General features: G+C 64.6%; 18 protein-coding genes and 1 pseudogene. 10 read left to right on the top strand and 9 right to left on the bottom strand.

Translation table 11 applies throughout. The features are described 5' to 3' along the window. The first annotated feature begins 700 nt into the window (after positions 1–700). The 5 genes from AC1DIM_RS13170 to dhaM all read left to right on the top strand — a co-directional run bounded on the left by AC1DIM_RS13170 (position 701) and on the right by dhaM (position 6447). Positions 701–3193 carry an ATP-dependent Clp protease ATP-binding subunit gene (locus AC1DIM_RS13170; protein WP_477710934.1) on the top strand — a complete coding sequence of 831 codons (2493 nt, stop codon included), beginning with the start codon at positions 701–703 and terminating at the stop codon, positions 3191–3193. A gap of 132 nt (positions 3194–3325) precedes the next feature. Then, entirely contained in the window at positions 3326–3835 is a 510-nt protein-coding gene (locus AC1DIM_RS13175; protein ID WP_477710935.1) for an amino-acid N-acetyltransferase, read from the top strand. A 286-nt stretch (positions 3836–4121) separates the two neighbouring features. Continuing rightward, positions 4122–5123, top strand: coding sequence for a dihydroxyacetone kinase subunit DhaK (dhaK, locus tag AC1DIM_RS13180; protein WP_477710936.1), 1002 nt, complete (start codon positions 4122–4124; stop codon positions 5121–5123). A 2-nt stretch (positions 5124–5125) separates the two neighbouring features. Further along, positions 5126–5758, top strand: a complete 633-nt coding sequence (gene dhaL, locus AC1DIM_RS13185; protein ID WP_477710937.1) for a dihydroxyacetone kinase subunit DhaL — start codon at positions 5126–5128, stop codon at positions 5756–5758. Further along, positions 5755–6447: a dihydroxyacetone kinase phosphoryl donor subunit DhaM gene (dhaM, locus tag AC1DIM_RS13190; RefSeq protein WP_477710938.1), complete on the top strand. Its 693-nt coding sequence runs from the start codon at positions 5755–5757 to the stop codon at positions 6445–6447. Before dhaL ends, dhaM begins: the two co-directional genes overlap by 4 nt. A 155-nt stretch (positions 6448–6602) precedes the next feature. On the opposite strand, the gene AC1DIM_RS13195 is transcribed toward dhaM, so the two are convergent. From AC1DIM_RS13195 to AC1DIM_RS13210, 4 genes are all read right to left on the bottom strand, one after another. Next, a complete protein-coding gene (locus tag AC1DIM_RS13195) occupies positions 6603–6872 on the bottom strand; it encodes a DUF3040 domain-containing protein (RefSeq protein WP_477710939.1) in 270 nt (89 codons plus the stop codon). A gap of 191 nt (positions 6873–7063) precedes the next feature. Then, positions 7064–7558 (bottom strand): hypothetical protein, encoded by a 495-nt coding sequence (locus tag AC1DIM_RS13200; protein ID WP_477710940.1) that lies wholly within the window; start codon positions 7556–7558, stop codon positions 7064–7066. A gap of 194 nt (positions 7559–7752) precedes the next feature. Next, entirely contained in the window at positions 7753–8184 is a 432-nt protein-coding gene (locus AC1DIM_RS13205; RefSeq protein WP_477710941.1) for a DUF3592 domain-containing protein, read from the bottom strand. Between the two features lie 65 nt (positions 8185–8249). Then, the gene (locus tag AC1DIM_RS13210; RefSeq protein WP_477710942.1) at positions 8250–9221 is read right to left on the bottom strand and encodes an HhH-GPD family protein; all 972 of its coding nucleotides are present in this window, start codon (positions 9219–9221) and stop codon (positions 8250–8252) included. Between the two features lie 231 nt (positions 9222–9452). Here AC1DIM_RS13210 and AC1DIM_RS13215 point away from each other — a divergent pair, with 231 nt between their 5' ends. After that, positions 9453–10142, top strand: a complete 690-nt coding sequence (locus tag AC1DIM_RS13215) for a hypothetical protein (protein WP_477710943.1) — start codon at positions 9453–9455, stop codon at positions 10140–10142. Between the two features lie 67 nt (positions 10143–10209). Here AC1DIM_RS13215 and disA read toward each other — a convergent pair whose 3' ends face one another. Continuing rightward, complete coding sequence (gene disA, locus AC1DIM_RS13220; RefSeq protein ID WP_477710944.1) at positions 10210–11286, bottom strand: DNA integrity scanning diadenylate cyclase DisA; 1077 nt, start codon at positions 11284–11286, stop codon at positions 10210–10212. Positions 11287–11643: 357 nt separating this feature from the next. Between disA and AC1DIM_RS13225 the strand changes: the two genes are divergently transcribed. Next, complete coding sequence (locus tag AC1DIM_RS13225) at positions 11644–13257, top strand: peptide chain release factor 3 (RefSeq protein WP_477710945.1); 1614 nt, start codon at positions 11644–11646, stop codon at positions 13255–13257. A 6-nt stretch (positions 13258–13263) separates the two neighbouring features. Continuing rightward, positions 13264–14508, top strand: a complete 1245-nt coding sequence (locus AC1DIM_RS13230) for a beta-ketoacyl-[acyl-carrier-protein] synthase family protein (RefSeq protein ID WP_477710946.1) — start codon at positions 13264–13266, stop codon at positions 14506–14508. 31 nt (positions 14509–14539) lie between these two features. Here AC1DIM_RS13230 and AC1DIM_RS13235 read toward each other — a convergent pair whose 3' ends face one another. Next, positions 14540–15196, bottom strand: coding sequence for a hypothetical protein (locus tag AC1DIM_RS13235; RefSeq protein ID WP_477710947.1), 657 nt, complete (start codon positions 15194–15196; stop codon positions 14540–14542). 66 nt (positions 15197–15262) lie between these two features. Between AC1DIM_RS13235 and AC1DIM_RS13240 the strand changes: the two genes are divergently transcribed. Together AC1DIM_RS13240 and AC1DIM_RS13245 are read left to right on the top strand one after the other, a co-directional pair. Beyond that, on the top strand, positions 15263–16471 hold the full coding sequence (locus AC1DIM_RS13240) for an aspartate transaminase (RefSeq protein WP_477710948.1): 1209 nt from the start codon (positions 15263–15265) through the stop codon (positions 16469–16471). 25 nt (positions 16472–16496) lie between these two features. Beyond that, complete coding sequence (locus AC1DIM_RS13245) at positions 16497–17174, top strand: 4-carboxy-4-hydroxy-2-oxoadipate aldolase/oxaloacetate decarboxylase (RefSeq protein WP_477710949.1); 678 nt, start codon at positions 16497–16499, stop codon at positions 17172–17174. A 199-nt stretch (positions 17175–17373) separates the two neighbouring features. Here the strand turns inward: AC1DIM_RS13245 and AC1DIM_RS13250 are convergent. The 3 genes and pseudogenes from AC1DIM_RS13250 to AC1DIM_RS13260 form a co-directional block, all read right to left on the bottom strand. Then, positions 17374–19029 (bottom strand): annotated as a pseudogene (locus AC1DIM_RS13250) (HNH endonuclease signature motif containing protein). Positions 19030–19178: 149 nt separating this feature from the next. Next, on the bottom strand, positions 19179–19409 hold the full coding sequence (locus AC1DIM_RS13255; protein WP_477710950.1) for a hypothetical protein: 231 nt from the start codon (positions 19407–19409) through the stop codon (positions 19179–19181). A gap of 130 nt (positions 19410–19539) precedes the next feature. After that, positions 19540–20460, bottom strand: a complete 921-nt coding sequence (locus AC1DIM_RS13260) for a LysR substrate-binding domain-containing protein (protein ID WP_477710951.1) — start codon at positions 20458–20460, stop codon at positions 19540–19542. Positions 20461–20908 lie beyond the last annotated feature (448 nt).

The raw sequence follows: 20908 nt of genomic DNA on the forward strand, positions 1-20908 counted from the left end.
AGGGTTCTTTGCTTGCAAACGAATAAATCGGGCTGGTTCTTGGTCGCAAATGACGATGCCGGGTCTAAAGGGTTCTCAAAGCGCAGACCACGCAATGCAGAGAGCCGCCAAGCCTGCCGCCGACAGCCACGTGCGGTAAATGTTACAACGGGTCCACCGGTGTTCGAAGAGTTTCCTGCCGGCTGCGGCATGTTCCGAAGCGGCGGCGCGGCCAAGTCTGTTATTGAGGGGATATTCACGCCCACGGTAATGACCGGCGTAGCGGTGTAACAGGTAAGGGAAATCGAGACGGGAGCAGCGCTGGCAGGCCCGTTTGCCCACGAATATGCTGCCGCTGCCGCCAAGGTGAGGAAGGCGCCGACGAAGCTCAGCGCAAAGACCGGGGTTCCGGGTCGCCGTGTTGATCCGGGACATGGCACTAACAAAGGTCGCATCGTCCGTGTCACGCAATCCTGGCATCACGGAACAGGCTTAGGAGTATTAGAGTCCTCCGATGCCAGCCAGTGTGACGGTGGCGGCAGTCATCAGCACAGTGATGAATTCCGTGACGTTCTCCTTGCTTGGGGGTCCTCGAACTGATCCAAGCGCGGCAGGGTAACGGGAGGCTGAACGCACCATGTTTCCCCTGTGGCGAACACGCTCCACAAGACGGGATCAGCCACGTAGCATCAAAGTACGTTGTAGCTAGGAGTGTGGCGAAATGTTTGAGCGATTTACGGACCGTGCCCGTCGCGTCGTTGTGCTTGCCCAAGAAGAGGCACGCATGCTGAACCATAACTATATTGGTACTGAACACATCCTCTTGGGTCTGATCCATGAGGGTGAAGGCGTTGCCGCCAAGGCTCTTGAGTCCTTGAGCATTTCGCTCGACGGCGTCCGCGAGCAGGTGCAGGAGATCATCGGCCAGGGCCAGCAGGCTCCGTCCGGCCACATTCCCTTCACGCCGCGCGCTAAGAAGGTGCTTGAACTCTCCCTGCGCGAAGCGCTGCAGCTGGGCCACAACTACATCGGCACGGAGCACATCCTGCTGGGACTCATCCGCGAGGGTGAGGGTGTAGCTGCCCAGGTGCTCGTCAAGCTCGGCGCCGACCTCAACCGGGTCCGCCAGCAGGTCATCCAGCTGCTCTCCGGCTACCAAGGCAAGGAAACCACCGGCTCAGGCGTCGGGGCCGGCCAGCCCGAAGGTACCCCCGCCGGGTCGGTAGTACTGGACCAGTTCGGCCGCAACCTGACCCAGGCTGCGCGCGAGAACAAGCTGGATCCGGTGATCGGTCGCGAGTCCGAAATGGAGCGCGTGATGCAGGTCCTCTCGCGCCGCACCAAGAACAACCCCGTCCTGATCGGTGAGCCCGGGGTCGGCAAGACAGCCGTCGTCGAAGGCCTCGCCCAGGCGATTGTCCGCGGGGACGTCCCGGAGACCATCAAGGACAAGCAGCTCTACACCCTGGATCTCGGGTCCCTGGTGGCAGGTTCCCGTTACCGCGGTGACTTCGAAGAGCGCCTGAAGAAAGTCCTCAAGGAAATCCGCACCCGCGGCGACATCATCCTCTTCATCGACGAGATCCACACCCTGGTGGGTGCCGGCGCCGCTGAAGGTGCAATCGACGCCGCCTCCATCCTGAAGCCCATGCTGGCCCGCGGTGAACTGCAGACCATTGGTGCCACCACGCTGGATGAGTACCGTAAGCACATTGAGAAGGATGCCGCGCTGGAGCGCCGCTTCCAGCCGATCCAGGTCAAGGAGCCCTCAGTCGCGCACGCGATCGAGATCCTCAAGGGCCTGCGTGACCGCTACGAGGCACACCACCGTGTCACCATCACCGACGGCGCCCTCGCCTCGGCTGCCAGCCTGTCCGAGCGCTACATCTCGGACCGCTTCCTGCCGGACAAGGCCATCGACCTGATCGACGAGGCCGGTGCCCGCCTGCGCATCCGCCGGATGACGGCCCCGCCGGAGCTCAAGGCCATGGACGAGCGAATCGCCCAGCTGAAGCTGGAGAAGGAATCTGCCATCGACGCGCAGGACTTCGAAGGTGCCGCCTCGCTCCGGGACAAGGAGCAGAAGCTCATCACCGAGCGCGCCGAGAAGGAACGCCACTGGAAGTCCGGCGGCATGGACGACATTTCCGAGGTGGATGAGGATCTCATCGCTGAGGTATTGGCGAACTCCACGGGCATCCCGGTGTTCAAGCTGACCGAGGAAGAGTCCTCGCGCCTGCTGAAGATGGAAGACGAACTGCACAAGCGCGTGGTTGGTCAGAACGAGGCCATCAAGGCCCTGTCCCAGGCGATCCGCCGCACACGTGCAGGCCTGAAGGACCCCAAGCGTCCSGGYGGCTCGTTCATYTTCGCCGGCCCCACCGGCGTCGGCAAGACCGAGCTGGCGAAGGCGCTGGCCGARTTCCTGTTCGGTGAAGAGGACGCCCTCATCACGCTGGACATGTCCGAGTATTCCGAGAAGCACACCGTTTCGCGGCTGTTCGGTGCCCCTCCGGGTTACGTCGGCTACGAAGAGGGTGGCCAGCTCACCGAGAAGGTCCGCCGCCGTCCGTTCTCCGTTGTCCTGTTTGACGAAGTGGAGAAGGCGCATGCTGATCTCTTCAACTCGCTCCTGCAGATCCTGGAAGACGGCCGCCTGACCGACTCCCAGGGCCGTGTGGTGGACTTCAAGAACACCGTGATCATCATGACCACCAACCTGGGCACCCGGGACATCTCCAAGAGTGTTGCCACTGGCTTCCAGTCCGGCACCGACACCCAGACCGGCTACAACCGGATGCGTGCCCGCGTGACGGAGGAGCTCAAGCAGCACTTCCGTCCCGAGTTCCTGAACCGTGTGGATGACGTTGTGGTGTTCCCGCAGCTGACCCAGGACGAGATCATCGAGATCGTGGACATGTTCGTCGGCCGGCTGGAGAAGCGCCTCAAGGACAAGGACATGGGCATCGAGCTCACGCCCGCGGCCAAGGTACTCCTGGCAACCCGCGGCTACGATCCTGCCATGGGTGCGCGGCCGCTGCGCCGCACCATCCAGCGCGAAATCGAGGACCAGCTCTCCGAGAAGATCCTGTTCGGCGAAATCCACGCCGGCGACATTGTCATGGTGGATGTGGACGGCGAAGGCGACGACGCCAAGTTCACCTTTGCCGGCAACGCCAAGCCGCGCATCCCGGAGATCGCCCCGAGCGTCTAGATAGCAACAGCCAAGGCCCCGCCGTTCCACCAGGAGCGGCGGGGCTTTTGCGTGGGTGCCGGGGTGCCCCAAGCCAGCCGGGCAAGGCAGCGGTGCCCCAACCCGGCTGGGTCCCGGCCGTAGGATTGACCTGTGACTGACTCCTTCGATATCCGTCCTGCCCGTACCAGCGATGTATCCGCCATCAAGAGACTGGTGGCACCGCTGGCGGAACAGCGGATCCTGATGGCCAAGGAGACGGTTGCCTATTACGAGAGCCTGCAGGAGTTCCGGATCGCCGAATCGGCCGACGGCGAAGTCATCGGCTGCGGAGCCCTGCACGTGATGTGGGAAGACCTGGCCGAGGTGCGCACCCTTGCTGCCTCCGACGCCTGGCGCGGCAAGGGTGTTGGCCACGTACTCGTGGAATGCTTGCTCGAGGAGGCGCGGGCGCTTGGCGTGGCACGCGTCTTCTGCCTCACCTTCGAAGTCGATTTCTTCAAGCGTCACGGCTTTGAGGTGATGGCTGACCAGTCCGCGGTGGACCCGGCGGTCTACTCCGAACTTCTCCGCTCCCACGACGAAGGCATCGCCGAATTCCTGGACCTGGCGCGGGTCAAGCCAAACACCCTGGGTAACACACGCATGATCAAGTTCCTTTAAGGGCCATAAATACGCCATCTTTCCTCCCGTGCGATGCACCCTCCGCTGACCTCTGCCATGATCCGCTGCCGCGTCGTCCAGCGTCATTTACGCAAAACCCCTTTGCTTTAGTCGAGTTGATGGATAAACTGAGCGGGCCGCAGTTTGGGGCCTGCCGGTAAGGGACAGTCATTGGGGGCTGTCCCTTACCCATGCCCCCAATGCCGGAGGCTACCCGAGTTCCATGCCGCAGTAGTAGGGTCAAAGTGCAATCCTCTAGCACGAGCCCACACCCAGGAGTTCTGCCATGAAAAAGCTCATCAATGATCCACGTTCCGTAGTCGACGAGTCTGTAGAAGGCTTCGGCCTCGCCCACGCCGACCTCGTCTCCGTCAGTGCCGATCCCAAGTACGTCACGCGCAAAGACGCGCCTGTGGCGGGGAAAGTCGGGCTCCTTTCCGGCGGGGGCAGTGGCCATGAGCCGCTGCACGCCGGCTATGTCGGCCGGGGAATGCTCGACGCCGCAGTGCCGGGGGCGGTGTTCACCTCACCCACGCCGGACCAGATCCTTCCGGCGACGCTCGCCGTTAACTCGGGTGCCGGGGTCGTCCATATCGTGAAGAACTACACCGGCGACGTCCTGAACTTCGAAACTGCCGCCGAACTGGCGCAGGCCGAGGGTGTGGAGGTCCGCACCGTCCTCGTCAACGACGACGTCGCCGTGGAGGATTCGCTATACACGGCCGGGCGCCGCGGAGTAGGCGGGACTGTCCTCGTGGAGAAGATCGCCGGCGCCGCTGCTGAACGGGGCGACAATCTGGACGCGGTGGCGGCCATCGGCGACCGCGTCAACAGCAACGTCCGCACCATGGGGGTCGCGCTGACGGCCTGCACGGTCCCGCATGCCGGCTCGCCGAGTTTCGAGCTGGCGGACAACGAGATCGAGATCGGCATCGGAATCCACGGCGAACCCGGCCGGCACAAGATCCCGATGGAGAAGGCAGACGGCATCACCGACCGGCTGCTGGAGCCTGTCCTCAGCGACCTTGGCATTGCCAGTGGTGACAAAGTCCTGCTGTTCGTCAATGGAATGGGCGGCACGCCGCTGAGCGAGCTATATATCGTGTACCGCCGCGCGGTTCAGGTGCTTGCCGAGCGGGGAGCCACTGTGGAGCGCTCACTGGTGGGCAACTACATCACGGCACTGGAAATGCAGGGCTGCTCCATCTCGGTGCTCCGGCTCGATGACGAACTGACGCAGCTGTGGGACGCCCCTGTTCACACGGCCGCCCTGCGCTGGGGCATGTGACGATGCTGCTCGATGTTAAATGGGCCGTCAAATGGCTGACGATGTGCGCCGAGGCGATGGCCGAAAACAGGGCATGGCTCATTGAACTGGACCGTCCAATAGGCGACTCGGACCACGGCGAGAATATGGACCGTGGGTTTCAGGCCGTCTTGGCGAAACTCGCAGAGGCGCCGCCGGAGACGCCCGGCGCGGCCCTGAAGCTGACTGCCATGACCTTAATGTCCAAGGTGGGCGGCGCCGCGGGCCCGCTTTATGGCACAGCCTTCCTGCGGGCATCCACTGCCTTCGGGGATGCCCTCGAGGTTGATCCCGCGGGGCTGGCCACTGCTTTGGTGGCCGCCCGCGACGGCATCGTGGCCAGGGGCAAAGCCGAATCCGGTGACAAGACCATGGTGGACGCCTGGACCCCTGCCGCGGAGGCGGCCCAGGCCGCCGCCGCGGACGGGACGGGCAACGTCCTGGCCGTGCTGGAGGCCGCAGCCGAGGCTGCCGAAGCCGGCGCGGTGGCGACAGACCCGCTGGTGGCTCGTAAAGGCCGTGCCAGCTATCTGGGGGAGCGGAGCGCCGGCCATCGCGACCCGGGCGCTGCTTCCAGCGCACTGATCCTCCGGGCCGCCGTCGGAGCCGCTGCATGACGGTAGGCTTGGTGGTGGTGTCCCATAGCGAAAAGATCGCCGACGGCGCCGTGCAGCTTGCCGCGCAGATGGCGCCCGACGTGGTGATGATCGCGGCCGGGGGCACTTCGGACGGCAGGATTGGAACAAGCCTGGAGAAGGTTATGTCCGCCTTGGACCAGGCCGCGGGCGGCGACGGCGTGGTGGTGCTGACCGATCTTGGGTCTGCAGTGATGACGGCTGAATCGGCGCAGGAACTCGCGGAGGATCCTTCAGCTGTGCTCCTCGCGGACGCGCCGCTGGTGGAGGGCTTGGTCGCTGCCGCAGTGGCCGCCCAGGGCGGCGCCGATGTCCTCGCCGTCAAGCGGGCGGCTGAGGCTGTTTACGGGTCAGGGGCCGCCGGGGGGTCGCCGGTCAGCTCCATGGAGGAAGGCTCGGTGACAGGTGCCGGGCCGGAATTCACCGGGGATTTTGAACTCATCAACCAGGCCGGCATGCATGCCCGCCCGGCAGCCAAAGTTGCCGGCGGGCTGTCATCCATGAACGCCGAAGTCACCATCAACGGCGTGGATGGTGCCTCCATGACTGCACTCATGACCCTCGCCGCCGGCAAGGGATCGCTGCTCCACGTCGAGGCCTGGGGACCGGACGCGGAGCGCGCCCTGAACTACGTCGGCGGCCTGGTGCAGGCTGGTTTCGGCGAGCCGTAGACGCGGCGAGCCGTGGGCGCCCTGAGAGCGCGGCGATGCGACAGCCTGACGCGCCGGCTGCGAAGCTGCATTAGCCTGGCGCGCCGGCTGCGAAGCTGCATCAGCCGCGGACCTTCCGTTGAAGGGCCCGAGTAGCGTTTCCGGGGGCGTCAGTGTTAGCGAAGCCCCAAGGGGTGCGTGCCCAGCGTCAGGTATGTGCCGGCCCCCATCAGGAGGAAGCCGCCGACGCCGACGACGATGAGCTGCGTGCTCACTCCTGTTATCAGCAGTATCAGCCCCATCAGGCATAGCACCAACCCGAGATAGGCCTTGGCCCTAAGCCTGACGGAACCCGACGAGAGTCTTTGCGCGAGCTGCGGATCGTCCGCCGCCAGATCCGCCTCCAGCTCTTCCAGCTGCTTGCGCTCCCGATCTGATAGTGGCATCGGAACCCCCGTCTGGCGTCCTGTGAACTCGAAATCTAACATTCGCTGTGTTAGTAAGGCTGACGCTAGGAGTGTTGCCTGAGGAAGTCAAGAGCAACAGGGAGCAGGCTGTGGCAGGTGCCGGGGGCCCGTGGAAACCCGACTCAATCCGCGCAGGAAAGCCCGTACTCTTCCCCGCTGGAGGCGGGAAGTTACGCCTGTCCCTGCCGCAACCCCTCGGCGTCGAGCACTACGGAGGCGGTGACAAACCGCCCGCACTGTTCGCCATAGGGGAAGGCGCCGCGGGGCCGGAATTCCAGCGTCCGCACCGGCAGGGCCTGCCCGCCGGGAGAAGTTCCTGTGGCCGTCAGCACCAGGGGAGCCTCGGTGAGTGAGCCCAGGAACAGCATGCCGGTCAGCGTTCCATCGGGTGATGCCGTGGCCGAGCAGACGCCGTCAAGACTGCAGCCCTGGTCCACAGAAACAGCGCCGGGGCGGAGTTCCACAGCGTCTTCCCTGCACACCCCGTCCTGGCACGCCTTCAGCCGCAGCGTCCCCACGTACGGCACATAGGAAACTGGAATGGTCACCGAGACCACTGAGGCCTGCGCGATCGCGGGGCATTGCGGCCCCACCGGGTAGGAGTAGCAGCCAGAGATGAGGACCGTCGTCGTCAGCAGTGCCGGAAGGAGTCCCGACTTGCGCATGCTTCGCGTAGGACCGGGCCGCGGCGGCCGCACCGCTACCAGGAAAGTGAGCCAAACATTGTTATGGCTCCCGCGCCAAAGAGCACCAGAATGAGACCTGTGGCGAGCCGGGGCTTGGCGACAAAGAATACGGGGAAGGTGGATTCGGCCGGTTGGCCGGACGGCGCAAAGCGGTCCGTGCTGTTCTCCCCGGCTCAGCCCAGCGGGAAGTTACCGGCGACCCAGAATAGCAGCAGGGAAAACACGGCGAAGAACGGCACCAGGCAGCCGAGTAGCATCTTGGATTCGGACGCCACCTGAAACGACTGGTTGGGGTTCGCAGGGTTGTACGCAACTTCCACCAGCGAGCCCGGCACCTGCTGGTTGCGGTAGGAAACCTCCGATTCGCCGGCATAGAGAATCCCGTGAGGATCCGCGAACTGATAGGCGGGGTAGAAGCGGCGGCTTTGCGATGAACCGCCGCTGCCACCGCTCCAGCCCCCCACATTGCCGGTCACAGTGGCCTGGACCTTTGGCCAGCCAGCGATCAGGTTCTCCTGCCGCTTGGTCTTCCGCAGTGTACGGATCAGGGAGAAAACAACCCCTGCCACGAACAACGCCCAGATGATGTACAGCACGGTTCTCATTAACTTCCCCCAGTTCGAGTCACCAGAAAGTATGCCATCGGGCCCGCGACTGCCCTAAAGGTGCCTCACCCCGGAAGCCGGTAGCCGCCCTCGTAGAGCTCGGCCAGGCCGTCGCCGACGAGTCCGGCCAGCGCACGTTCCAGCTGCTCGGGGGCGGAGTTCAACCGGTGCAGCGCCGCCAATGGCACACCGATCCCGTCCGCCTCAAAGCCCAGGTCTGCCGGCTCCTGCTGGAACATTTCCGCCGGCACGGGGCTGTCCGCGAGCCGCAGCACAGCCATCACGGCGCCGCGGACCTGGCGGTCGGTGCCGTGCCAGGCCTGACCCTTCGGGGTGTACGACGGCGGCGGCTCACCGGCTGCCAGCCAGGCACAGGAGTCCCGCACGGGGCACTCTGCGCACTTTGGCGCCCTCGCTGTGCACAGCAGCGCGCCCAATTCCATGACCGCAGCGTTCCATCGGACGGAAGTGCCGTCGTCGTCCGGTAGAAGTTCAGCCGCCAGCCGCATCTCCGCGGCGCTCAGGGACGGGGCGGGGAGTGCGACGCCGGAAATGAGTCGCGCGTGTACGCGCCGGATATTGGTGTCCACCACCGTTTCCCGGCGTCCGAAGGCAAAGGCGGCGACAGCGGCGGCCGTGTAGCTGCCCACCCCGGGCAGTGCCAGCAACTCGGGGTAGGTGCCGGGAACCTTGCCGCCGTGATCGCGGACGATGGCCACGGCGGCCGCATGCAAGCGGAGCGCGCGGCGGGGGTAGCCGAGCCGGCCCCAGGAACGGACTGCTTCGCCGGCCGGCTCACCCGCAAGCCCTGCCGGGGTGGGCCACCGCTCAAGCCATTCCCGCCAGACCGGCAGCACCCGCACCACGGGTGTCTGCTGCAGCATGACCTCACTGACCAGGACGCCCCACGCCGAGCAGTCCGGTTCGCGCCAGGGAAGCTTCCGGGCGGTCTCCGCGAACCAGCCCGTGATCCGATGGTGCAGTTCCCCGAGTTGCAGCTCGCCAGCAGTGATTTCAGGCGTGCCGCCCGCGGGCATGGCTGGGGAAAGGGTTGTAGCGTCGATCCCCACACTGTAGTTGATGCCTGCGCTGTAGGTGATTCGTCCCTGCAGTTGATGCTTGCGCTGTAGGTGATTCGTCCCTGCGGTTGATGCTTGGCGGCGTACGCCAAGCTGCGAGGGCTGCCGGCGGCAAACTGTGACCTTAGCGTTGGCGGGGCAACGGCGTGGTGGGCGGTCAGAGACCGGCGGGTTCTCTAGCCTAGAAGGATGGGCAGGCAAGGCAATTCATCACAGCGCAATTCGGCACCCGGTTCCCGGGCCGGCTCCGGCGCGCCCCGCAAGCCGAGTCCCGCCGTCTACCGCCGCCGTCGCCTGTTCGTGGGGGTAGCCCTCCTGATGGTGGTGGGCCTGGCATTCGGCGGTTTCGCCGTCGCCGGTGCCTTCAACGGCACAGAGCAGATGTCCTCCACCGACGCCCGCGGCTCTGGTCCAGGCCCCAGCGAGTCTGCACCCGCCCCCAGCGATTCGCCGTCCGCAGCGCCCAGCGCGGCCCCGACGCCAACTCCCACGTGTAACCAGAACCTGGTCACCGTTTCGGCGTCGACGGACAAGCCCGCGTATGGCCCTGACGAGAAGCCGCTACTGAGCCTGAAGGTGACTAACGGCGGCACCATGCCCTGTGACGTGAACATTGGCACGTCGCAGATGGAGTTCCTGGTGACCAGTGGACCGGACCGGATCTTCTCGTCGAAGGACTGCCAGGCCAAAAGCGAAGACCTGGTGAAGACCCTTGCGCCGGGCGCCAGCGAGACGGCCAACTTCCAGTGGGCGCAGACCCGCTCGCTCGAAGGATGCCAGGTCATTGCGACGAAGCCCGGAGGCGGCGGCGCCTACTACGTCTTCACGGCCAAGCTCGGGTCGAAGGCCAGCCCCAAGGCAGTGTTCCAGCTCAACTGACATCCATTGCTGAGCAAGCGGCCCTTTTGAAGCCTCAAAAGGGCCGCTGCTCAGCATTCGATGGAAGCTAGAGGAAGCGGTCCAGCAGGCTTGCTTCGGCCATCCGGCTCAGGCCCTCACGAACGGTGCGGGCGCGCTGGTCGCCGATGCCGTCAACGGTCATCAGGTCATCGATGGTGGCGGCCATGAGGAACTGCAGCCCGCCGAAGTGGTCCACCAGGCGGTCGGCCACTGCCTTGGGGACTGCCTTGAGTCCTGAGAGCAGCCGGTAACCGCGGGGCTGCACCACGGCGTCGAGGTTGGCTTCGCCGCCTGCAAAGCCGACGATTCCGGAGATCTTTCCGAGGTCGATCAGCTCGGTGGGGCCCAGGTTCACCAGCGCGCTGACGGCTTTCTCGATGTCCGCGGCGGAAGCGTTGTGGCCGGCGTAGTCGCGGATGATGACGTCACTGCCCGGGCCGCGGCCCACCGTCAGTTCGTCCAGCTGGAGTGACAGCAGCCGGCCGTCCTCACCAAGTTCCAGGACGTACTGCGAGATTTCCTCGGAGATGCGGCGGACCATTTCCTGGCGCTGCAGGGTGACGGCGACGTCGCGCACGGTCACCATGGCCTCGATCTCCAGGGCGGACAGTGAGCTGGTGACCTGGTCAAGCCGTGACCGGTACCGCTCCAGGGTGGCGAGCGCCTGGTTGGCGCGGGCCAGGACCTTTTCGGACCCCTCCAGGACATGCCGGAGCCCGTTGACGTACAGCGCGATGATCTGCATGGACTGGCTCACGGAGATCACGGGCACGCCCGTTTGGATGGCCACGCGTTCGGCAGTGCGGTGCCGGGTGCCGGATTCCTGGGTTTCGATGCTGGAGTCCGGGACGAGCTGGACGGCGGCTCGCAGAATGTTGCCGGCATCCTTGTCGCAGATGATGGCGCCGTCCATCTTGGCAAGCTCCCGAAGCCTTGTGGGGGAGAAATCGATGCCGATGTCGAAACCGCCCGAGCAGATGGATTCGATGGTCCGGTCGATGCCCAGAACTATCAGTGCGCCCGTGCGTCCCCGGAGGATCCGTTCGAGTCCGTCCCGCAACGGCGTTCCCGGAGCCACTCTGCCCAGAGTCGCCTTGAGCGATTCTTCGGGGCTCCGCGCCATAGGTGATCCCTTCAAAGGTGCGGGCTGAGGCCCGCAGGAACGGCGGATTTAGCCTCCGCCGACAGGATGAAAAGTACTCAGTTTCCTGCAAGCTCAATGATAGAGGTAAGAATCGGCAACAACCGCACGGATAAGCCCTAAAGTGCCCCATGAGGGGTTGCCTGAAAGTGCCTCGGGAACGCGTCCGACGGCGGCTGTGGGGAATGCGGTTTGCCCCCCGATTCCGCGGCCGCCACCCGCCGTAAGGCCCCGCTGGCGCTGCTGCGATAAACTGGAACTAGGCTTTCCCAGAGCCATGCTTCCCCTTAAGGCCTGCCGAGCGCCTTGGGGTAACCCCATCGCAGCGAAAGTAGCACCGTGTCCCAAGATGTCCTTAGCCCCGCCCGGGTCAACGAGATTCACAAACAGGCGGCCCGGCGTCGGACCTTTGCTGTTATTTCGCACCCCGATGCAGGCAAGTCCACGCTGACCGAGGCGCTGGCACTGCACGCGAAGGTGATCGGCACCGCCGGYGCSTCSAGCGGCAAGGCCAACCGCAAGGAAACGGTCTCGGACTGGATGCAGATGGAGAAGGACCGCGGCATTTCCATCAGCTCCGCSGCGYTSCAGTTCTCCTACCGGGACACCGTSATCAACCTGCTGGACACCCCSGGCCACGCCGACTTCTCCGAGGACACSTACCGCGTMCTGGCCGCCGTCGACTGCGCAGTGATGCTSGTGGACGCSGCCAAGGGCCTGGAAACMCAGACCATGAAGCTCTTCGAGGTCTGCAAGSMGCGCAACCTGCCCATCATCACGGTCATCAACAAGTGGGACCGGCCGGGCCTGGATGCACTGGCACTGATGGACGAGCTCACGGAACGCACCGGCCTGCAGCCGATGCCGTTGACCTGGGCCGTCGGCATCTCCGGTGATTTCCGCGGCGTCTGGGATCTCCGCAACGACCGCTTCGCACGGTTCCAGCGCAACAACGCCGGCGCCAACATCGCGCTGACCGAGTACTTCACGCCGGAGGAAGCCGCGGAAAGCCAGGGTAATAACTGGTCCGATGCCGTGGACGAGGCCGGCCTGGTGATTGAATCCAACCTCGAGTTCGACGTCGAGGCCTTCCATGCGGGCACCGCCACGCCCATCCTGTTCAGCTCCGCGGCCCTGAACTTCGGCGTGAAGGAAATCCTGGACGCACTGGTTGATTTCGCGCCGCCCGCAGCACCCCGCCCGGATGTTGACGGCAGCCCGCGCGCCGTGGAGTCGCCGTTCTCCGGCTTCGTTTTCAAGGTCCAGGCCGGCATGAACAAAGCGCACCGCGACCATGTTGCCTTCATCCGCGTCTGCTCGGGCGTCTTCGAACGCGGCATGGTGGTCACCCAGACCCGGACCGGGAAGTCGTTCGCCACCAAGTACGCCCAGCAGGTCTTTGGGCGGGAACGCGAGGTCATCGACGAGGCTTACCCCGGTGACGTCGTGGGCCTGGTGAACGCTTCCTCGCTGCGCGTGGGCGACAGCCTGTTCCTCGAAGATGCGGTGGAGTACCCGGCCATCCCGCTGTTCGCCCCCGAGCACTTCCAGGTGGCCCGGTCCAAGGACCCCAGCAAGTTCAAGCAGTTCCGCCGCGGCATCGAGCAGCTCGAGCACGAGGGCGTCATCCAGGTGCTCCGCTCCGACGTCCGCGGCGACCAGGCGCCGGTGCTTGCCGCCGTCGGTCCCATGCAGTTTGAAGTGGTTGAGGACCGGATGGCGCACGACTTCAGCGCCCCCATGCGGCTGGAACGCCTGTCCTATTCCCTCGCCCGGATTTCGACGGCGGATGCCATGCCTGCGCTGGCCAACGTCCCTGGCGCCGAGGTGCTGCTGAGGTCCGATGGCGAGTACCTCGCGTTGTTCACCGACGTCTGGGCGCTCCGCCGGATCGAGAAGAACCACCCCGATCTGACCCTGGTGCCCATCGGCACCCACAACCCCGCAAAGTAGCCAAAGATGACTGCAGTCCAACACAGTGCCATTCAACCGCGGGCACTGATCACCGGCGTCGGCACCATCAACCCCCTTGGTTCCACCGTTGCCGAGACCTGGTCCGGCCTGCTGGCGGGAAAATCCGGAATCGCCGCCCTGGAAGCCGGTTGGGCGGAGCAGCTTCCCGTGCGGATGGCCGGGCAGGTCACCGCCGACCTCTCCGAACAGCTCACCACCCGTGAGCTGAAGCGGATGGACCGGTGCGGGCAACTGGCCTTGGTAGCAGCGCGTGAAGCGTGGCAGCAGGCAGGAGCGCCGGAAGTCGATCCGGAGCGGTTTGCCGTGGTGATCGGCTCTGCGTACGGCGGTCTTGGGTCCATCCTTGAGCAGGACCGGGCACTCGCTGCCGGCGGCCCGCGCCGCGTATCCCCGCACACCCTCACCCGCCTAATGGTTAACGGACCGGCAGCCTGGGTGTCCATCGACCTCGGTGCCCGCGGCGGAGCCCGTACCCCGGTCAGTGCCTGCGCGTCCGGCGCCGAAGCAATTGTCCAAGGTGCCGAAATGATCAGGTCCGGCGCGGCCGACGTCGTCATCGCCGGCGGTGTGGACGCTTCAGTGAACGACCTGGTGATCACCGGTTTTTCACAGATCCGCGCCCTGTCCACTCGCAACGATGAGCCCCAGCGGGCATCGCGCCCGTTCGACGCCGCCCGCGACGGCTTTGTCCTCGCAGAAGGCGCCGGCATTGTGGTGCTGGAGAGCGAAGCACACGCCCGGGCGCGCGGCGCCGCCGTCCTCGGTTCCGTGGCGGGCGGCGCAGTCACCTCCGATGCCAACGACATCGTTGCAGCAGACCTGGCGATGCAGAAGCGGGTCATGCAAAAAGCCCTGGCCTCGGCTGGCATGGAGGCCTCGGACATCGGGTTCGTCCATGCCCACGCCACGTCCACCCCGGTGGGGGACCGGCTGGAGGCACAGGCCATCAACGCCATCTTCGGCGCGGACGTTCCGGTGACTTCGACCAAGGGCCACACCGGCCACCTGCTGGGCGGCGCCGGTGCACTCGCCGCCGTTGTGGTGGTCCAGGCACTGCAGACCGGACAGTTGCCGGGAACGGTCAACATCGAGGCGCTGGATCCCGAAGTGAACCTGAACGTCGTTACGGAAAACGCCCACACGCTGGCGCACGGCTCCGCCCCTGCCGGCCTGGTTAACGCCTTCGGTTTCGGCGGACACAGCGTTGCGCTGGTGATTACGGGGAGCTGATCCCCGAACGGTGCGCGGGCACGTAACTGCGCTATTGTGCCGGAACGCCGCGGGTCAGTTTCCTGATGTGTTCGGGCCGGAGCCCAGTCAGGGACGCCAGTTCGAAGTCGTCCAGAACCTGCTGCTTGCTGGCCGCTGCCAGCAGGTGCCGGCGTTCCTCCTCCACCGTTGCCTTCGATTCTTCCAAGGCCGTCAGTTCGTGGATTAATTGTGAGATCAGCCGGAAGTGCACGGCCTGTGACACCCCCGTGGGCTGCAGGTCGTCGAACGCCAGGCGGGTTCTGCGTACGGTCCACGTGGAGAGTTGGGTGATGCGCGAAAGGGCTGGCGCCGAAGCACCATCACACAGGGCCTGCGCGACCATCTGGTTGAGGCTTGCCGAGATATCCCGGATCCGGCTCGACTTGAAGCGAATGGCACCTTGCTTGTGCAGCAGCAGCCGGCTGAGTTCTGTACGTTGCTGATCGGGCGATTGCGGCCGGCTTCCACGGTAGCGGTAGCCGCCCGGGGCCGACTCTATTGCCTGATGGCGCGCCATATTTGCCCCTCCCTCGAACAACAAGCTCAAGGCTAGGCGCGTCCGTTGCTTCCGGGAAATACCGATATCCGGTGCAGTGATAAGTGGATTGCGTGGCTGGCGCGGCCATAAGGGTTGCTTATCCGCCCACGCAGAATAGGTCTTATCCACGGCGGTCAACTCTCCATAGGCTCGAATGACACAAGTCCCCTCACTGATGAACCCTGGGAAGAGAACATGTCTGAATTCGTGCCTGCATCGCGTGTGTCACGCATCAAATCGTCTCCAAGCGTGGCGGCCGCTGCGCGCGTCCGGGAACTCAAGGCGGAGGGGCGCAGAATTCTTGACCTCACCGTGGGCGAACCGGACTTCGATACACCCGAGCACATCAAAGCAGCCGCTGTCGAGGCGATCAGCCAGGGCGAGACCAAGTACACGTCCGTTACCGGTACGCCCGCGCTGCAGAAGGCCATCCTGCAGTCACTGGAGCTGAACACCGGCCTGCACTATTCGGCCAGCGAGATAACTATCGGCGGCGGAGCCAAGCAGGTCATCTTCATCGCGTTCATGGCTTCTCTGGATGCCGGCGATGAAGTCGTCATTCCTGCCCCTTACTGGGTCTCCTACCCGGACATGGTCCTGGCAAACGAAGGCAAGCCCGTCATTGTCCCCTGCGGCGAAGACACGGGTTTCAAACTCACTCCTGAAGCACTCCGCGGGGCAATCACGGACCGCACCAAGTGGCTGATCCTAAACACCCCGTCCAACCCGACCGGCGCGGTCTACTCCCGCGCCGAACTGCGGGCCCTGGCGGATGTCCTGGTCGAATTCCCGGGTGTTTATGTCCTGACCGACGAGATCTACGACCAGATCTATTTCGGCGCAGGCAAGCTGACCGGACTCGTGGAAGCAGCCCCTGAACTCAAGGACCGGGTCCTCCTTGTCAACGGCGTATCCAAGGCCTATGCCATGACGGGCTGGAGGCTGGGCTACGCGGCCGGGCCAGCGCAGCTGATCGCCGCCATCAACAAGCTCCAGTCGCAGATCTCATCCTGCCCTTCGTCGGTCAGCCAGGCGGCCGCGGCGGCGGCCCTCACTGGCGATCAGTCCTTCATCCGGACCAGCGGCGAGGTCTACCGCGGCCGCCGTGATGCCGCCGTCGCCGGGCTGAACGCGATCACAGGGCTGTCATGCTCGACGCCGGAGGGAGCCTTTTACGCCTACGTCAACTGTGGCGGGGTACTCGGGAAGACGACGCCGGACGGCGACGTTATCCGCGACGACCAGGACTTCGTCCTTTACCTGCTCGACCAGGCATCTGTCGCAGCGATCCCGGGGTCCGCTTACGGGCTCGGGCCGTACTTCCGCATCTCCTATGCGACCAGCCTCGACATCATCGGGGAATCCATCGCCGCCATCGACAAGGCCGTCCAGGCCCTCAACTGACCCGTACCCAATAAAGGAAAACACTGTGATCCACGTAAAGACCAACATCGACCGACCCGACGCAGACGCCGTCAGCCGACTGGCGAAGTTCTCCTCGGCCACCATCCACGAAGCCCAAGGTAGGAAGGGCGCGCTGAGCTCCAGGATCAAGCCAATCGATAGGGCCATGTCCTTCTGTGGCCCCGCCGTCACCGTCCGCTGTGCGCCCAGGGACAACCTGATGCTGCAGGTGGCCATCCACTACGCCGAGGCTGGGGATGTCATCCTCGCGGCGGCAGGGGAGTTCGAGGAAGCCGGTACCTTCGGTGACGTCCTCGGCAACGCCATGAAGGCCAAGGGCTTGGCTGGCCTCGTGACAGACTCAGGAGTCCGCGACACCCAGGACCTCATTGAACTGGGCCTGCCTGTCTTCTCCGGCAGTATCTCCATCAAGGGCACCGTCAAGGAAACCATCGGCCCCATCAACCACCCCGTGGTTTTCGGCGACGAGATCATCTACCCCGGAGACGTCCTGCGCGGCGACGCGGACGGCGTAGTGGTGGTCCGGAAGGGCGAGATCGAGGAAGTTATCCGCCTCTCGCAGGAACGCGACGACGCCGAGAGGGAACTCATCAGCCTGTACAAGGCCGGCGGCACCACCATCGACCTGTGCAAACTCACCGAGGTCCTGAAGTCCAAAGGACTGCTCGTCGAACAGGCCTAGCAGCGCCCGTTCGCGTCTGACGCCTGGCTGTGCCGCCGCGATGTTGCCCGCCGCAGGATGAATCGCCGTCGTGGGGTCAGTCAGGCGAGGGTGTGGAGGAACGGTTCCCGGCGTCCTTTTCCCAGGGCGCCCATCCCGAGGTAGAAAATGTCCGGACCGTAACTGTGCGCGTGCGCACACTGCTCCCAGGCTGTGACAGTTAGGCGAGGGCGTGGAGGAACCGTTCCAGGCCGTCTTCGCCCGGTGATAGTTCGGTGTGGATAAGTTCCGGGTGACTGGCTGGGTCTCTGGCTGGGTGGCTGGCCGGGTTTGTAGCCGGGTGTCTGTCCGGGTGGCCGCGCGGGTGACTGGCCGGGTGACGGCGCGGTGCTCCTTCCTTCGATTTTTTCTGTGGTTTGGGTTGGTGGGGCCAGTGGGGTGGTTCCCAGTCCTGGTGTTCGCTTCGGTATCGTCGCCCCGAGGGCGAGATCCAGCCCGGCGGTTCGTTCTTGGTCGCCGGGGTGGGCCGCCAGGCGCTGGTATGCCTCAGGCGGTGGTGTTTGGGGCACGGCTGGCCCAGATTTGTTATGCCGGTGGTGCCGCCCTGGTGCCAGGCGAGGAGGTGGTCCGCTTCATTGTCCAGAGACTGGTTGGAACAACCCGGGAACGGGCACTTACCGTCCCGCAGCCGCAGCCAGTTCCGCATCGCCTTGGTCAAACGGTAGCTGGTCCGCCCGATCTCCAGCGGCGCCCCGTCCCGCGGGTCAACCAGGACCCGGTAGAACGAATCCGCCCCGTTCGCCACGAGGTCCCGCGCCATCGACGCCGGGATCGGGCCGTACCCGTCCAGCATCGCCGGTTCCTCGGTGGCCCCGAGCAGGGAAAACACCGGGACCGTCACGAGGACCTGGGCCCGCGGGTGCGGGACCTGCCCGGGACCGTGGCCTGTCGGATTCATGCTCCCGGCAGCATCGGGGCTTGATCCGCTGGTTCCGCTGGCCAGGAAGGCTGCAGCATCGTCGCCTGATCCGTTGGATCCGTTGGATCCGTTGGATCCGCTGGATCCGCTGGTCAGGAGGGCTGTGGCGAACACGTCAGCGCGGAGTTGGGTAAGGGTCAGGGAATCCTCCGGGCCCTGCAGGCCCCGGGCGATCGCGGTGGTCCGGTTCCAGATTGCGACCGCCTGGTCCGCCGGGAGGTAGGCCGTGAGCCACGCCATCCCGTCCCGGTCCGGGGCATACTAAACCCGCCGGTCCAGGACACCCCTGGCGTGCCGGTCCTCGATACTCTCGGCGTGGTGGCGTTCCCGCCACGTGCGGGCCTTGGCCCGGAACCGGGACGCCGGCATCTCCCCCGCAGGACACCCCAGAGCCGGGTCCGGTACGTCCGGGTCCAGGAAGTGGGCCTCCAGCGCAGCGGCACCGGCCCGGTCAAGGCTGCCGGCTTCGTCCGCCATCACCCGGGCATGCTGCCAGGAAATGGTTCCGGACTGCAGGGCAGCCAGGGTCAACGGCAAGGTGTTGGTCAGGGCGTGCGAAACGACCAGGAACGAACCCGCCGCACGGTCACCGATAGTCAGGGCACACCCTACCTCGGCCGTGACTGCCATCTCCTGGGCCTGTACCGAAGCCTCCGGAGGTGCTGCGGCCTGGGCAGTGTCCGCGTACGTCACGGCTGTTAGTGCCTTCAAACCAGCCATCTGCGCATCCGCCGCCGCGGCGCCGGTCAGAATATCCAGGCAATCCTCGGACAATCCCCGCAACGGATCGTCCCCCGCATAAAGTCCACCGGAACCGTGTTCGTTCACCACACCGGTGAGCACAGAAACGGCCGCAGTGATGTCCGCAAACGCCTTCACCACCGCCGGGTTACTCATGTATCCATCATGACAAGGGGGTCTGACATTCAAGGTAGAACGGGTTTCGACAGGCTCAACCACCGGGTTTTGAGCCCGGTTTCGACAGGCTCACGTTTCGGCAGGCTCAGCCACGGGATTCGACGGGCTCAACCGTCGGGTACCGGACCCTATTGGCCAGGGTGAAGATACGCGGGGGGACCGACCAGGGCGTCCTCCAGATACCATACGGTGGAGCCGCCGCCGGTGGCGGGCATGATGCTGCCTTCGAAGACGAACACGGGATCCTTTGAGCGGTCCGCAGGACGCCAAAAGCCGTTGGCCGGGCAGTGAAAACCGGTTTTCGCCATGAGTCCCATTTTTCCGTCTGCAATTCTTCGCATTGTGTTGATCTTTTTCACGGAATGCTCCCATTGATTCTTTGTGAAAGTCGCCGCCGCTTTTCTTCGGCCTGCTCCAATTTTAGAATCCCGGACGCGCCGTTACTAAGACTAATGATGCGTGGCCTAATAAGCGGATGCTATGGACGGGCTAGCGGGCATACTTCTTGCTCAGCATTTCCTGCAGCATTTCCTTCAGCACCAGGAGAACGGCCGATGCCGCCTCGGAGAGCGGGTCGTGATCGGGGGTGCACAGGGCGATCTTGCACTGCAGCGCGGGATCCACGATTCGCAGGACGTGGAAGTCCTCCTCGTGGAACAGGGCGTCCGCCGCAGACTTGGGCATAATGGTGGCGCCCAAGTCTGCGCGCAGGAGCCGGGCCAGGGACGGTACCGATTCCACTTCCCCGACGAGTTTGAGCTTGAGTCCCTTGCCGTCAAGGCCGCCCTCCACCACCTGGCGCAGGGTATGGATCTTCTCAGGCAGGAAAAGACCGAAACCGGCTACATCCTCCAGGGTAATTGTGCCGTCTTCCGGCGCCGCCCCAAACCGGTCGGCGTTGACCACAAAGTGCAGGTCTTCAACGATCATCGTGGTGAACTGCACGCCGCGGATGGGCCCCGGCTCGTAAATCAGGGCCATATCCAGCCGGCCGTTCTTGATGGCCTCGCTCAGGACGCCGCCGTAGATTTCCGTGACGTGCAGGACGATGTCCGGGTACCGGCGGCCCACTTCGCCGATGATCTGCGGGGTCAGGCTGGATGCCATGCTGTAGGGCGCGATGGCGATCGAGACCCGCCCTGACGGCGCTGCTCCCGACGCGGCGACGTCCTGCCGTGCCTGCTCCACCAACCGCAGGATGGATTGGGCATGACGGTACAGTGTGTGCCCGGCCGCAGTGGGCTTGACGCCCTGCTTGCTGCGGATAAGGAGCCGCTGTTTGAGATCGGTCTCCAAAGCCGAAACCTGCTGGCTTAGGGCGGGCTGGGCCACATGCAGCGCTGCGGCGGCCTTGGTGATGCTTCCCGAATCCACGATCTGGACGAAGTACGCAAGCTTCCTCGTATCCATAGCCGCCTTCTCTCTTTGCGGCGTCCTGGACCACTCGGGGTCATAAGCGGATGTGGTGGAGGAATACGCAATAAGTCTTTGTGTGATCCACATCGCTGACACTAGGTTGAACCCAGAACGCTATTTCACTAATCGTACATTCTACTCTTCCGGCTGACATGCAATTTCGAGATGACGCCAGACGCATTTCGCATATCAGGAATGCTTACCGGGAAGGTGTGTTGTTTTTACATTTCTGAAATATGAGTTCCATAGCGTCAATGCACTCACTCCGCGGCGACGGCGAAGGCCGGTCCTAACGATGGGAAGGAGGTGGCACGCATGAGGGCAGCAGCCCAGGGTTCACCGGTCATAACGGCCAGCTATCCCGTGACATGGATTACGTCTTTGTGTGAGCCAACTCGCAATGCCAGACTTCTTGGCAGAAGCCCGGCCGCCCGGGCCGCCG

The organism is Pseudarthrobacter sp. 01T43 (genome assembly GCF_056398665.1).

Coding starts and splice junctions, on each gene's coding strand:
- AC1DIM_RS13240 (WP_477710948.1), top strand. CDS start 15,263: ATGTCTGAATTCGTGCCTGCATCGCGTGTGTCACGCATCAAATCGTCT.
- AC1DIM_RS13195 (WP_477710939.1), bottom strand. CDS start 6,872: ATGCCACTATCAGATCGGGAGCGCAAGCAGCTGGAAGAGCTGGAGGCG.
- disA (WP_477710944.1), bottom strand. CDS start 11,286: ATGGCGCGGAGCCCCGAAGAATCGCTCAAGGCGACTCTGGGCAGAGTG.
- dhaM (WP_477710938.1), top strand. CDS start 5,755: ATGACGGTAGGCTTGGTGGTGGTGTCCCATAGCGAAAAGATCGCCGAC.
- AC1DIM_RS13205 (WP_477710941.1), bottom strand. CDS start 8,184: ATGAGAACCGTGCTGTACATCATCTGGGCGTTGTTCGTGGCAGGGGTT.
- AC1DIM_RS13210 (WP_477710942.1), bottom strand. CDS start 9,221: ATGCCCGCGGGCGGCACGCCTGAAATCACTGCTGGCGAGCTGCAACTC.
- dhaK (WP_477710936.1), top strand. CDS start 4,122: ATGAAAAAGCTCATCAATGATCCACGTTCCGTAGTCGACGAGTCTGTA.
- AC1DIM_RS13230 (WP_477710946.1), top strand. CDS start 13,264: ATGACTGCAGTCCAACACAGTGCCATTCAACCGCGGGCACTGATCACC.
- AC1DIM_RS13260 (WP_477710951.1), bottom strand. CDS start 20,460: ATGGATACGAGGAAGCTTGCGTACTTCGTCCAGATCGTGGATTCGGGA.
- AC1DIM_RS13200 (WP_477710940.1), bottom strand. CDS start 7,558: ATGCGCAAGTCGGGACTCCTTCCGGCACTGCTGACGACGACGGTCCTC.
- AC1DIM_RS13215 (WP_477710943.1), top strand. CDS start 9,453: ATGGGCAGGCAAGGCAATTCATCACAGCGCAATTCGGCACCCGGTTCC.
- dhaL (WP_477710937.1), top strand. CDS start 5,126: ATGCTGCTCGATGTTAAATGGGCCGTCAAATGGCTGACGATGTGCGCC.